Annotated in this window: 10 protein-coding genes; 5 read left to right on the top strand and 5 right to left on the bottom strand. The window is 53.8% G+C overall.

What is annotated here, in order from left to right:
* Positions 1-323 precede the first annotated feature (323 nt).
* Positions 324-1,034 carry a hypothetical protein gene (locus tag ACSQ8V_RS19470; protein WP_436206810.1) on the bottom strand — a complete coding sequence of 237 codons (711 nt, stop codon included), beginning with the start codon at positions 1,032-1,034 and terminating at the stop codon, positions 324-326.
* 1,654 nt (positions 1,035-2,688) lie between these two features.
* Here ACSQ8V_RS19470 and ACSQ8V_RS19465 point away from each other — a divergent pair.
* Genes ACSQ8V_RS19465 through ACSQ8V_RS19455 form a run of 3 tightly spaced genes read left to right on the top strand, consistent with a single transcriptional unit; the run spans position 2,689 to position 7,746 of the window.
* Positions 2,689-5,403, top strand: coding sequence for a Mu transposase C-terminal domain-containing protein (locus tag ACSQ8V_RS19465; RefSeq protein ID WP_436206809.1), 2,715 nt, complete (start codon positions 2,689-2,691; stop codon positions 5,401-5,403).
* A gap of 7 nt (positions 5,404-5,410) precedes the next feature.
* A complete protein-coding gene (locus ACSQ8V_RS19460; protein WP_436206808.1) occupies positions 5,411-6,430 on the top strand; it encodes an AAA family ATPase in 1,020 nt (339 codons plus the stop codon).
* A gap of 14 nt (positions 6,431-6,444) precedes the next feature.
* Positions 6,445-7,746: a TniQ family protein gene (locus ACSQ8V_RS19455; protein ID WP_436206807.1), complete on the top strand. Its 1,302-nt coding sequence runs from the start codon at positions 6,445-6,447 to the stop codon at positions 7,744-7,746.
* Between the two features lie 108 nt (positions 7,747-7,854).
* Here ACSQ8V_RS19455 and ACSQ8V_RS19450 read toward each other — a convergent pair whose 3' ends face one another.
* From ACSQ8V_RS19450 to ACSQ8V_RS19435, 4 genes are all read right to left on the bottom strand, one after another.
* On the bottom strand, positions 7,855-8,424 hold the full coding sequence (locus tag ACSQ8V_RS19450; RefSeq protein ID WP_436206806.1) for a hypothetical protein: 570 nt from the start codon (positions 8,422-8,424) through the stop codon (positions 7,855-7,857).
* The gene (locus tag ACSQ8V_RS19445; protein WP_436206805.1) at positions 8,421-8,786 is read right to left on the bottom strand and encodes a hypothetical protein; all 366 of its coding nucleotides are present in this window, start codon (positions 8,784-8,786) and stop codon (positions 8,421-8,423) included. The genes ACSQ8V_RS19450 and ACSQ8V_RS19445 overlap by 4 nt, the downstream gene beginning before the upstream one ends.
* A gap of 442 nt (positions 8,787-9,228) precedes the next feature.
* The gene (locus ACSQ8V_RS19440; RefSeq protein ID WP_436206804.1) at positions 9,229-9,864 is read right to left on the bottom strand and encodes a hypothetical protein; all 636 of its coding nucleotides are present in this window, start codon (positions 9,862-9,864) and stop codon (positions 9,229-9,231) included.
* Positions 9,865-9,905: 41 nt separating this feature from the next.
* The gene (locus ACSQ8V_RS19435) at positions 9,906-10,625 is read right to left on the bottom strand and encodes a hypothetical protein (RefSeq protein WP_436206803.1); all 720 of its coding nucleotides are present in this window, start codon (positions 10,623-10,625) and stop codon (positions 9,906-9,908) included.
* A gap of 872 nt (positions 10,626-11,497) precedes the next feature.
* On the opposite strand from ACSQ8V_RS19435, the gene ACSQ8V_RS19430 reads away from it, so the two are divergent.
* Together ACSQ8V_RS19430 and ACSQ8V_RS19425 are read left to right on the top strand one after the other, a co-directional pair.
* Positions 11,498-12,445, top strand: a complete 948-nt coding sequence (locus ACSQ8V_RS19430; RefSeq protein ID WP_436206802.1) for a retron St85 family effector protein — start codon at positions 11,498-11,500, stop codon at positions 12,443-12,445.
* A complete protein-coding gene (locus ACSQ8V_RS19425; RefSeq protein WP_436206801.1) occupies positions 12,442-13,386 on the top strand; it encodes a retron St85 family RNA-directed DNA polymerase in 945 nt (314 codons plus the stop codon). The genes ACSQ8V_RS19430 and ACSQ8V_RS19425 overlap by 4 nt, the downstream gene beginning before the upstream one ends.
* The last annotated feature ends 270 nt before the right edge of the window (positions 13,387-13,656 follow it).

Genomic DNA, 13,656 nt, shown 5'->3' with positions numbered 1-13,656 from the left:
CCTCCACTGCACATCGACTGCCGCGAGGTCGATCGCCGACGACGCGATCCTTCGACAGCTGACTGCTTATTCGTATAGCGCTGACAGCGCCCTGATGATTCAAAGACAGTTCTACGAAGACCACGCGAGTTCGCTCAAAACATCATGATGCGCACGTATGCCGCCATGCAACTCACGATCGCCGCAGACTAAGGAATCCTCACGAATAGAAGACGTGACATGACACCCTCGTGCGAAATCGATAGAGTGAGAACGGACGCGCGCTGATCTTTAAACGCGCGTCATCATCTGGCACAGCCTGCGTTTTTGATAGCGTCTGCCGGTCAGAAGGAACGAATAGTGGAGTTCTGCTTCGCGCCCTGCAACCGCCCTTTTACGAATGGCTCCGCTCGGTGTGTCGCGAGAACACTGACGAGCACCCGCTTGAGGCAAACGTCGGGAAGCAGGCTGACTGCCAGACGCGGCAGTATTCCAGTGACCGACAGTGTCACCATCGTTTTCCAGACATAATCCGCTGCCGGAATCTTCTTCTGTGTGCGTAGTTGTTCGAAGGCTAGATGTTGTCGCGGTATTTCCGGGACGCAGAACATGCAGTCTCGCTCACTACCCTGGTCGAAGCGGAGCAGCATTGGCATCCGGCCTGCCTCCTTCCACATATCGTATGCCGCCCAGACTTCCGGGTCCGCAAGGTCCGCTAGCCAGTGGATTTGGACCCCTTCAATCTGGACCTGAATCGATAGTAGCAACAGATTGTTTACGGGAACGCATTTGAAGCTGACTCGGTACTTGGAGATATCGGCCGGAATGAGATGTGCATCTTCAGTTGCGATTGGACAGCGCAGCATAGGGAAATCCGCTGGCAGATCGCGCGCGAGATTAGTGTTTCGAGATGCAGGGAACTGCTCGAGTTGGGAGATGACGCCGACAGCAATGACAGGGTCGGTATTGAGAGAGATGGCAGCTTCTATTCCTTTGATTTGGACTAAGAGCCGTTCCACGACATAGCTGTCGTAGGTCCGGTGCTTCTCCGCCACGAAAAACGGAGGATCTCCTGAGGCCAGCAGGCCTCAAGTCTGCCGACGTGACGAGACACGCCATATCGGCACCAAGATCAAAAGGAAGTACGCCATTGCGGTCGCTACTTCAGCACCAGAGAACTCTCGTCCCCGGAACCCTGCACCCGCTCGCTTGCTGCTGAACGCGTACAGAGATGGAAAGCTATGTTCGCATTATAGCCTGTTGCTCAACACATGCTGCGCATTCTCCAAGATCTCTCTTATTTCTCACCAAAAACGATGATTGAACAAGTACAACGCACATTCACTACATGCCCACTGTCTATGACTGAGCACGCGATATCGGAACCATTTCTGTAGGTGACCGCGTCCTTGAATCTTGCTATTGCAGCCGGGTTCGTCGACCGTCACTCAACCTTGCCGCTGCAAATCCGCGAACGGCCCGGCTTGCAGATACGGCACGCACGCGAATTCGCTATGACACGATGGCCACATAGACGTATGACCGGCAAACGGAGGGCAGCACACCCCGCACAGACGACGCGATGCCCCCGCACCCCTTCTGTGGGGCAGCAGGCCCGTCACGCTACGCGCACACGCAATCCTGTAGATCGCCTCCCTGGCTGCCCGCCGCGCAGCGGCCAGCTCATCAAACTGTAAAGAACAAGTGCTGGTAAGCGCCCGCGTGACAAGCAACACAGAACCCTGTCACTCAGTCCACGCATGAGTATCTGCTACACAAACCATCAACTCTTAATCCGAACATGCGCCACATACATGTGGCATCGGACAGGCGTGAGCGTCGAAGCTGAAAGGTCGCAAAGAGCGCAAAGCATCTGCTTACCTAAACATATGCTTTGAAAATTGAGGATATGCTTCAGTAAGCATATGTTTTTTTAGAGTTATGCAGATGCTTACGTAAGCATAGAAGGGAATACCGGGGCCCCTGCTAGCTGACGCTGGCGCCCCTTCCACCATTCACTTTTGAATTGGCTCCGACAGACTTTCAGGTTGCGGCTCTATCTTCGCCACCGCTTGGACTGTTTCAACCTACCCCCGTGGTAGTCCAGTGTCTTCAAACGCGCCACCGGTCGCACCCGTCCACGCTGAAGGTCAACGCACAGTTCTTCAGTCGGAAGAGCGGCTTAACGCCGGGCGGCCAGTGCTCGGCCGACGTATGACTCTTTAAGTATAAATGCTGAAATTGCGAGATGCCAACGTAATTTGTTCGCTCTCTTCGCGGATTCAAATACGAAGTGGAAAAACAGATTTGATTCACACGATCTTTTCGAAAATCGCAAACATCAAAATAAATCGCTCAATACCTGTCACAGAGACCTCTGCGTCGTGTGACGTGAGTGTAATCCCGCCGCGGCGCCGAGATCGGCCCGTAGCAGGTACGCGGAGAGGACCGCCTTAATTGACAAACTCTCAGGCGAAGGCTAAGTGGCGGCTGCCCCAAGGTGTGCGGTGAAACTTCGCGACGACCATGAACGCTTGCTCCAGTAATGCGCGCCCAGCGGCCTAAGCAGCGAGGCCCGTGGGACTCGGGCGCCTCATGAATCTCGTGAGCGGGATATTTGAGCAGTTTTCGGTCGTATACGACCGAAATGCGAAACATGGATCGCAGACATCCCTAAACCTCTATATGCGACCAACATTTTGAACTCAGATGCTCGACAAGATTCAACTCACCAACCTCTTCGACAAACTCGGCACTCCGGACAAGGGGCGCTTGCTTATCCAGACCGCTCGCATTGAAGCACCGGTTGCACCACCGACGGTCCAAGGCGGGAGCGTAGCCACCATCCTATCGAGCAGAAAGATGGGGCGCGAAATTCGCACTGAAACACGTCACATCGAGTTCCCTGCTGCCGTGACGAAAGAGCACTCGGACGACGTTCTCGAATACTACGAGCGCCCGTGTGAACTGAAGCTTAAGTTGGTGGACGAGTCCACTGGCGAAATTCGCAACGTTCGCATTCATCCCAACTTCCTCACGATTCGTAACGACGGATTTACGCTCGAAGAATGGAAGTCAGAGACAAAGCTTGCCCGACTCGCTGAGAAGTATCCGTGGTTCTATTCCAAGGGTGGCGACGGTCAATGGTATGCCCCGCAAATCGAGAAGCACCTCGCCGACCTCGGCATCCGCTATCGGGTGTTCAGCGATGCTTCGATTCCTCGCCGGCGCGTGGACAACCTCCTCTACCTGGCTGACTATCTGCACCTCGCAGAACCGTGCCCAGACGACGTTCTGCAGCGACTCCGTGACACGCTGCAGGAGCATGGGTCTTTGACCTTCATGCAACTTTTGGGGGCCCCACACGCGTTCGATGCCGATTTTCTGAATCGGGCGATCGCGGGAAACTGCGTCGCAACCGACCTCGATACTCAATCACTGGGTGACAAGCGAAGCTTCCAACTTTTCCGCGATGAAGCGCTGCGAGATTTCATTCTTGCAGACACACGCTCTGGCAGTTTGCCCGGCGTTGACCGGTTCGCTCTAAAGATTGCTAATGGCGCCAAGTTCGTCTTCGAAGGAAGTGAGCTGACCATCGTGATGGTGACTGGGGAATCCGTCATCTGCAACAGGGAGGATGGCTCGACCATTACGTTGACGCGTAGCTGGCTCGAGAGTGCACACGAAAAAGGCCAGGTGAAGTGCCCTCAGCAAGACCAGCAATCCAGCCAGGACCTGAGTCGCTATTCGAAGGAGGACTTCCAGACTGCGCTTCGCAGGCAAGCGCTGCTGGAGGCTGAATCAGAACCCACCAATGTGTCCGGACGGACGCTTCGCCGCTGGAAAGCCCGTCAGGAAATCGCTCTAGCCAATGGCTCCAATGAAGTTCTCGCGCTAGTGCCGGATTCCGGCTCGAGAGGTAACCGCAAACCCCGATTGAGCACGCGCCAGGTCGAATTGATGGGCGAGGTCATCGATGAGCAATGGGTCAACAGCAATGCAATCAACTACAAAGCCTGCCACCGCATGCTGCTGGTCGCGTTCTCAGAGGAAGGCGAAGTGCCGCCATCGTATCCCACGCTGATCGCGCGAATCAAAGCGCGCGAAACCAACAGAGACGTTCGTACGCGATACGGGAAACGAATCGCTTACCAGCAGAGTACCTTCATTGACGTCTTGCACCACGACTCACCGGTCCATGGTAGCCGGCCGTTCCAGTACGTGCACATTGACCACACGCAACTCGACATCGAGGTAATCTCAAGCCGCACTGGGAAGCCACTTGGCCGCCCATGGCTGTCGCTCGCGGTAGACGCCTGGTCGCGACGCATCGTGGCGTTTTACCTGACGTTCGATTCGCCTTCGTACACCTCCGTAATGATGACGGTGCGCGACATGGTGCGGCGGTTTAATCGACTTCCCGAATTCATCGTTGTCGACAATGGCAGCGATTTCCTGTCGGCTGCATTCGAATCGTTCCTCCGCGCGATGGGTACGCACCTGCGGTTTCGACCGTCAGGGCAACCGCGACATGGTGCAGTGCTGGAGCGCATGTTTGGTCGCCTGAACACGGAGTACATCCACAACCTCGCGGGCAACACCAAGGCGACGAAAAACGTGCGTATGGTGACCGGTTCCCACCTGCCCCAGAAGCTCGCAGAGTGGACCATCGGGGCGCTCTACGCGGGCATACAACATTGGGCGTGTGAATTCTACGACCAGAACATCCACCCAGCACTCGACGAGTCACCGCGCGAGGCCTTCGTGCGCGGCATGCGAGAGAGCGGCAAACGTCCGCAGACGCATATTCAGTTCAATCGCGACTTTCTGATTGCAACTTGTCCGCCAGTCGACCGCACGGGCACGCGTCAGGTGCACCGTCAGCGTGGCGTCAAGGTGGACCAGCGGTTTTACTGGAATGCAGCATTCGATTCGGCCCAGCTTGATGGCGAGAGCGTAGCTGTACGGTACGACCCGTGGGATGCCTCCTCTGTTTATGTGCGCGTAAAAGACGCCTGGGTTCGCGCAGTTTGCCGGAGCCTGCATGGCCTCGGGCTGCTGACGGAGGTGGAAAAGCGAGCGTTGACGGAAGAGTACAACCGCCGTCATGGATCGCTGTCGGACAGCGAGCGCGACAAAAAGCGGCTTCATGAATTCATTCAGGTTTTCACGCCGGATGGAGCTCTCGCGACTGAATTCGAGCGTCAGGCCGAGAACAGGCTTCTGTACAACGACCTTGACCTTGCGAGCGTTGAGCCGGTCGTCGCGCCGCGAACAAGACTCGTCAACGATGCAGAGAAGACACCAACACCTCCGCCAACGACATCACCGATGCCGTCGCAGAACAGTGTAATAGCCAATCCGGCCGCAAAGCCGGATGAACAAGACGACTACGTAGAACTCGACGAATTCGACGATTTTTGAGAAAACCATGACACAAAAGACCGAAACGGTACAGCCGTCAAAGATGGAAGCCATCAACGCGCTCTCAAGCAAGCGCATCAAGCACACTCGCGTTGCCGAAGTGATGGGAGAGCTTGACACTCTCATATACCCCGGAAGCCAGGACAGCATTCTGCTTGTTTGCGGGCCGACAGGCGCCGGCAAGACGACCCTATCGAGGCACATGGTTGAGTCCGCGCTCGAACGAGGTCGTTCGCAAATGGAAGCGAATGGTGGCGTCATCCCTGCCGTCTACGTCGAAGCGCCGTCGTCGGGCGAGAATGATTTCTCATGGAAGCTTTTTTATCGGCGAATTCTTAGCCAGCTCGGCGACGACCTCGACGGGCCCAAGATGCTCTATGGCGTCGATAAAGAGACCGGAAGAGCGGTACGGCCACGCGGCTCTAGTGGCAACAGCTTGGCTGCCCTGCGGACGGCCGTTGAACGAAGTCTGCGCGAACGGCAGGTGCAGTTTCTCGTCATCGATGAGGCGGCGCACATCATCCGTCAGACCCGGGGTAATCATCGACTCGAGATTCAACTCGACACGCTGAAGTCGTTGGCAAACCAGTGCGGGACTCAGATGGTCTTAGTCGGCTCCTATGACCTCCATCAGTTGGTGTCGCTGTCCGGGCAACTCGCTCGACGCACTCACGTGCTTCATTTCGAGCGCTATCGCGACGACCGGCCTGAAGACGTGAAGGCGTTCGAACGCTGCGTGCTGGCGTTCGAGAAAACGTTGCCCAACCTGTGGGGAGGACAACTCGCTCAATATACGAGGGCATTGCTTGAGAACACGCTCGGATGCGTTGGCACATTAAGCAGCGTTCTCATCCGCGCCGCCAAACTCGCGGAAGCTGCAGGCTCGTGGTCGGTAAATTCGTTGGAACGCGCACTCCTTAACGAGGCTCAGCGCAAGCGAATCCTCGAAGAGATTGTAGACGGAGAGACGGCCATTGGGCCGAGTTTTACCCGGGTGATGCCCAAGCTTAAGCGTGCGGCAGCATGAATATGGAACATCCAATGACCCAAAAACTGCTAATGACGCGCTCGGTGTTGAATCCGGTCGCTCCGATCGGCGTCGGGACGCCGGAAGTCGAAAGCATGGGCAGCTATTTTTGCCGGCTGGCTATGTCACACTGCATTTCAGCAGCCGACCTAGGGCACACAGTTGAACGAGCCATGCAGTGGAGCCATTCGGAAGGCTGGAGATGGCACGGAATCAGTCTGAGTGGAATGTCCGACACAGCACACGACTGGGCGTGCGCACTGTCGAAGTTGACCAGTGTCGACAATCTGCATTCGCTGACATTGCTTCCTTGGCGCGACGTCATCGCGGAGCAAAGTGCCCGTCCCGCCTCGGCGCAGTGGTGCCCGCATTGCCTTGCCGATGACCGTGCCGCAGGCGCGACACCATATTTCCGGCTATCTTGGGATGTCGGCGCCGTAAGCGCATGCCCTAAACACCAAAGGCGGCTCGTGCATGTGTGCCCCGATTGCGGGTGCGCCAACACACGGCACAAATCCGTCTTTGTCGTACCTGGGTGGTGTACTTCGTGTGGGGGATTCCTCGGGGTCGGTGATTCGGAACCAGCTACGCCCGCAGAAGCCTGGATTGCAGGTCAGCTGGGGGCGATGCTCGCTGTGAAATATGACTTGGCGTCAAGGCCGTCACTGGAAGCTATGCTCGACGGCATCCGCAAGTTGGTCCAACATTTGGACGACGGGAAGAGCGCGAGATTCGCTCGACGCATTGGTCTTCCGAAAAACACTGTGCGTTACTGGCTTACGGAGGGAGGCACGCCGGGACTGCCAGCTCTTTTGCGCATCGCCTCACAAAGCGGATTGACGCTTCCAAAGCTGCTGGCCGGCGACCTCACTGAGTGGCCCCAGGCGTGCGCCGACATTCATGATTTGAATTCGCTCTTTCCTGACTTGAAGGAACGCGCGCCACGCAAAGTTCGCAATTGGGACCGGATTCGCGCTCAACTAGCTGCACTGAACGAGTCATCTGCCGTCGTCAGCGTCAGGGAAACGGCACGAGACCTTAATGTTAACGTGCGCCAGCTGTACATACACGCCAACGAGGAAGCGCGCGCGCTAGCTGTGCGGTGGAATGAACACAGACAGCGCCTCAGCGAGGAAAGCCGGAAAAAGACGAGCGAGCTCATCGAGCGGGTCTACCCTGAGATTGCCGCTAAAGGGAAGGCCGTAAATCTTCGCGAGGTACTAGCGCATGTGCCCAAAGAAGATTTAGACGGGGTACGCGACGTCTTCAGCGTGCTTCAGGAGATGAAAAAGATGGAGCAATCCCGAGTAGCCTAGAAGCGAAGAGCGAACGCAGCGTATGATGCGTTCGCTTGTAGCCGACACGGTCGTGCTTCGGCCATCACCGAAGGATCATTTGGAAAATGGCGTTGCCGCTCCCCAGCATTAGATCCGCCAGGGCGCTTCCTCCGCCTTTTGACCGAACCTCGGCCTTAGCCGCATTAACAATGGATAGATTTCTTTGGCCACCTCTGTGAGACGATTATTCTCTGTCTCAGCCAAGCCCGGCGAGTGTGCAATCAGGTTCCGAAATTTTCGCAATTCGGACAACCTTTGTAGTGCATCTTCATCTATGTCAGGCAAGTTCGCCGCAAGCGCCACTATATCGGGTACCGTCGAAAGAACCTTCTCGTCGGTAACAGATAGACGATCAATTATGGTCGCCTCGGCCAGATTCCATCCGTACAGAACGGCGAGTCGTGGAGAAATGTCGAAGAGTGCACTTATCCTTTTTCGCAGCGAGTCTGGATCTTGAACTGAAGGTAGATCTATTTCGGTCCCGTTCTTTTTGAGAATGAGAGATTGCGACTTTTCGCGGTGCCACACATATTTTTTAGCACCGATGCCTACGAAATACGACACCACAGCAAGTATGGCAGTAAAAATCGCCTCGAGGCCAATGCCGTGAGAAAGGTTGTCGATTGCGACTGCAAGGAGGCGAGTCAATTCCGTCACAGAGCCTCCTTGATTTCCGCAGCAATAACAGCGACGAAATAGGAGATCAGGCCAATGACCAATGGACGCGAGAATCCAAAGATCAACGTCAGGTCCTTCTTCTCGGCGAGGATCATGCACCATTCCCAAACGGCGAGCGAACTCAATAGGAGCAGCACACAGACCAAACAAAAAACTTCGTCTCTTTTCGACCTCACCGTTACATTCAAGCGCTTGAGTTCATGCGCTACGTCATCCGGAAGTTCCGCGATGCGAGATTTCGGCGCGACAAGCGGCACCACCAGCCCGGCGCCAGCCGAAGCCAGAGCGGGTCCAAAACGCGCTCGTGTCGCTTTGCAGCGCGAGCCGCAGAATGAATTCAATCGCGATCAGTACGAAAGGGAAACCGTAGGTCAGCAGGCGGACCAATCAGAAAGCTCCTTCTTCGGTTCGTAAGGCGAAGAAGGTGGCTTTCGCCGCCCGCCCTTCTCGCTCAAGGTGCTATTTTTGCACGACGGCGGCCTGTTCTCCTGCCGAAGGACGCGCTTCTAGGCTTCCGGGCCTCCGCCGAGCAGCAAAGTGTCAGACGACTTCGAGTCTGCCGTCGCCTGGATGCTGTGCAGCTCAAGGTTCGCGCCCGTCGTTTAGGGACGAGCCGCAAGGTGCCCAGCGCATCTGATATTTTGGCCGTCGAAGGGCAGTCTCGATGTCGAGTGCACGCTCAGTGTTCTTCGGGCAGAAAGAAAGCGGTTGAATAAGCGCTCGCGCGGTGCCCGGGACCGAAAGTCCGATGCCGAATGTGGTCTTCCCGAACGCCGCCGGCGACTAGCGCCTGCTATGCCAATCACCGGTTGGAACGGCCTTTTCCAATCGCTTGGTGAGCAATACGTTGGCAAGCACGTGCCGCAGCGGGATTCCTTGAAGGTCGGTCGTGGCCTGCATCTGCAGCTGGCCGCTCGCTGCCAGCGAAACCATGCTTTGCCATGTACGCCCAGTGGGCGCGCGGTCAGGGCGAAGGCGATGTAAATCGTGGCGAGAAGTGTCTGACGGCAAATCGATGACGCATACCATCTGGTGACGGCGATTTGCTTCTTCAACATCAAACAAAATCGGAACGCGCCCCGCCCGTTTCCACACGTCAATTGCCGCCCAGATTTCGGGGTCCGTCAATTGAGCCACCCAGTAGACCTGCAGGTCGTCAAGCTGGAAGCGAATGCTCATTAATGGACCATCGTCCAACTCAATATGCCCAAAACCAAAGCTCGCCTCGCCGGGTTTTCTCGAAAGACAATATCCTTCTGTCGGTCCTATTGCGCAAGTTAATACCGATATTTCTCTTGGTAGGCCGATGGTCTGCTTCGGCCTGGGCTTGAAATCCTGCAACGGTACCAATCGTCCAATCGCGACGAGTTCACTTTCCGTATTAATCACTTTTATATCTTCCATATTTTCGGTCAGCACGGCGGGCGTGCCTCAATAACTATTTCGGCATTCAGTCCGCTCTAAATATCATCGTACTGATAGGCGCTTTTGGTGACATCAGTGCTGCCCGGCCCATCGATGGATTGGACGTTATCGGCAGGGTCGGCACCAAGCTTAGGCTCTTTGAATCGCCTTCCGCCCTCTTCGTACCAACCCGATGGATAGACGATGAATCCATTCTCGCCAGGAAACCTGAAATACTCCCGGAGAGCCAGATAATATCGATAGAAGCGATAATCTCCCCACGACCACGCTTCGGGCTCCCACTTGTCGAAGTCGGCGACCAGTTTTTTACAAACTACAGGTCCGAATGTCATTCCGCGCAAGCTGTAACGAAGAAATTCCCAAAAAGGGCCTCGCCCTTCTTTTTCTGGATACTTCTCGCTGTCCTCCACCAATTCAGACAGCCTCGTACACCAATCGACCATGTGAAATGGGCCTCTCTCCAGCTTCTTTCCATTCGTGACGAGCTTGACAAGCTTTTCACACCACTCGAAGAAGTAACCATCTGATGAGCGCTCCGAGATGCAAAACCAATGCGAGGCCTCGTAATCGAAATGATAAATTCCGCCGATTTCAAGGCCTTCCGCCAATTGAAGATAATCAGGAGGCGCTACAACCAAAACCAGGTTCTCAATGATTTCTTCCGTCTCTGGGCACCGATTAAACCATCGTGGATGACGGGGTTTATCCCATTTTTTTAAATCCGAGTAGGCTTCCAGGTATTCGCGGGTCGGCATAAATTGCTCTGAATATGTCGGTAACGACGTTCACGTCGAAAAAAACGCCATGAAGCACGGACACGGGCCCGGCGCAACAGGTCAAATGTTTTCAGAGCACAGCCGCTTCCTCCGTCTAGATTAGTGATTGCGTCGTAAAAATGCGCGTCGATAAATACGGATGGGGCTTCCGATAATATTAGGAGCCGCGCCCGCTTACTCGTGGTATTCGTTCACTGAGATTAAGCACATTCTAAAGCGGGAAAGAGGTACGGAAAAGGGCCTCGGATTCGAAGCGAACTGCTCGTGAATCGCCGGGAAGAAAAACAGGCAGAAATCGGGAGGGGATTTTCGAATTAGAGGAATTCCTCTAAATGCAGAGTTTTGGGCGCCATTTGTTACTTCGGGGTGGCGGAGAGGCACATGTCGCGTCGACTCGTCATCCACTTCGGGGAAGGCATTGAGTACGAAGCGCTCAAGCGCACGCTCGTCGCATTGGTCCAGTCACATCGCCGTTCAACTCGGCCAGCTCCGGTCATTTCCCAGCCCGGAAGACGGGACACTCGAACGGCAGCTCCAGACTCGGAAACGGCCGTCAAGTAACCACAGAACGGCAGGCCGATGCTACATGCCCCGTAAGGCAGAGATGGAACTCGACGGTTGGCGCCGCACCAACCATGCATGTTGACAGCGTCGGTTTGCGCGAGCGATACTCGCGTGGTTCTTTACGCGAATAAAGCTAGAACGATTTGAATAGCTTAGTCGGGCGTTTAGCCAGACTCAATTTTATTGCTTGGATTTATTCCGCAGATAACGCCTGCGGCCCTCCAGGCGGAGCCTTACGGTCCACAGCCGTTATCTGCGGCCGGTTCAGGTAAAGAACACCCTATCCTATGCTGTCAGATCCTCGGCCCTCGGTGCTATCCAATGTTGACATTGCGGGTAGCCGAGTCGAGTTTTGCGACAGTCCTATCGTGCTGCTCTGCGGTGGTCCGGTCGCTCAAAAGGAGCGTCCCGACGACCCAGATCCGGACATCCGGTCACTCCGCGACGCAATAACGCGGTCGCATGACGCTGATTATGAGATTTTTCGACCGGAAGAGATTACTTCTTGGCAGGCGGACGGAGTTTTTCAGAATCTGATGGATTTTGAATCAGATTTGGGAAGTATTTGCTCTCTTGTTGTCGTAATTCTGGAAAGCGCCGGCTCTTTGGTAGAGTTAGGCGCGTTTTCACAGCTAGATGAATTTCGCGAAAAAATGATAGCTATTACGTCCACCGAATTTGGTGACGCAAACTCATTTATCAACTTAGGTATATTGAGATTCATCCGCGCAGTTGATAACTCGCGCGTCAAGAGTTATCCGTGGGTCATTGAAAATCCGAAGGAAATTAATGGGGACGTTGTTAGTGATGCAATCTCTGATCTAAGAGAAGAGTTGGATAAACTGGAAAAAAGCCAGACGTTTAAGGTCAGCGCACGCGCGCATGTGATTGTGTTGATTTGTGAAATTGTAAAACTGTTTAGCGCACTAAAAGAAAGCGAAATATTTGACTACGTTACCAGCCTTGGAATTGCCATAACGAAAAAGGAACTAAAAAGCAGATTGTTCCTACTCGAGCGATTTAGGTTGATTAAGAAGGTTCATTACAGTGATTCGCAATTCTTTATGCGAACAGAAGAGCCTTACCATAAACTCAGGTTTTCATTAAAGAAACCACATGTTCAAGATTTCCTGAGAATCAAGGCGCAGTGCCTTGAATACTATACGGAAGATCCCAAACAAAAGCATCGCCTTCGAGCTATTTCGCAAGCATCAAGCTCGGGAGCGGACGTATGACAATGCATCTTCGCAGCGCTTTGCACGAATCGCTCGGCCTGACTGAAGCGCAATTGAATCGATTGATTGTGCGCTCTCCGCACACGTATAAGGTATATACAATTCCAAAGCGAACAGGCGGTAATCGAACGATTGCACAGCCAGCCAAAGAAACCAAGTTTATTCAACATTGGCTGATTAAGAACGTTTTCCGCTATTTACCTGTCCACGCGTGTGCAAGTGCCTACCAAGCCGGATCAAGCATTAAGAAAAACGCTGACGCCCACAGGTCGCAGCGTTACCTGTCAAAATTTGATTTCAAGAATTTTTTCACTTCAATTAAATCAGATGATTTGATTAAGCACATGATTCGACATTTAAGCATGGTCCTCGAGATGGACGCAATCAACGATGTCGCTAGACTATCATGCATCCAATTGAAGGCTGGGGATAAGCTTTGTCTTAGCATCGGTGCCCCAAGTTCACCATTATTGTCGAATTCGATAATGTTTGAATTTGATTCGTTGGTCAGCGATTGGTGTGCCCACGAAAATATAGTTTACACCCGCTATGCAGACGACTTGACTTTTTCCACGAACAAAAAAGATAAATCTAAAGAGATAGAGAAATTTATTCGAGAGGTTGCAAAGGGGATTAATTATCCTACACTTCGATTTAATACGAAGAAGACGATTTTCTTGTCAACCAAGCATAGTCGTAGAGTGACTGGAATTATAATCAACAATGAAGGCAATCTATCCCTTGGGCGAAACAGGAAGCGAGAAATCAGCGCATTGGTTCATAAATTTTCACTCTCAGAGCTTCCCGAGGGAGAAATTTACAGATTGCAGGGTTTGCTTGGATTTGCCAATGATGTGGAGCCAGATTTTCTATCAAGATTAAACGAGAAATATTCAAATGAATTGATTCAAGGAATCTTGTCGATAAGGCAAGAGAATTGACTTTTAGCATCGGTTAATTCCTATCTGGATGTGGCTGTGATTGACCGAGGATTGGGGGCCTTAGTTCATCGAAACCGTCGTCGCGGGGCATTGATCACAGGATTTTGGAGCGGTGTCTGACGAGCATAATCACTGCCCGATCGTGTTACCTCCAGCACTGGATTCCGCGAAGGTCCTTGGATAGCGGGAATCGCAAGGCGGTTACGGCAAGAGACAAGGGGGAAGGGAATTCATCAAGGCCAATGAGCCGGTCGCGGATTTCCACGCTTT

The sequence above is a fragment of the Caballeronia sp. LjRoot31 genome, assembly GCF_964253885.1.
Taxonomy (GTDB): domain Bacteria; phylum Pseudomonadota; class Gammaproteobacteria; order Burkholderiales; family Burkholderiaceae; genus Caballeronia.
Note: the sequence above shows the minus strand (reverse complement) of the source record. Positions and strands in the feature narration are given on the sequence as shown.

Coding starts and splice junctions, on each gene's coding strand:
- ACSQ8V_RS19435 (WP_436206803.1), bottom strand. CDS start 10,625: ATGCCGACCCGCGAATACCTGGAAGCCTACTCGGATTTAAAAAAATGG.
- ACSQ8V_RS19430 (WP_436206802.1), top strand. CDS start 11,498: ATGCTGTCAGATCCTCGGCCCTCGGTGCTATCCAATGTTGACATTGCG.
- ACSQ8V_RS19460 (WP_436206808.1), top strand. CDS start 5,411: ATGACACAAAAGACCGAAACGGTACAGCCGTCAAAGATGGAAGCCATC.
- ACSQ8V_RS19465 (WP_436206809.1), top strand. CDS start 2,689: ATGCTCGACAAGATTCAACTCACCAACCTCTTCGACAAACTCGGCACT.
- ACSQ8V_RS19425 (WP_436206801.1), top strand. CDS start 12,442: ATGACAATGCATCTTCGCAGCGCTTTGCACGAATCGCTCGGCCTGACT.
- ACSQ8V_RS19455 (WP_436206807.1), top strand. CDS start 6,445: ATGACCCAAAAACTGCTAATGACGCGCTCGGTGTTGAATCCGGTCGCT.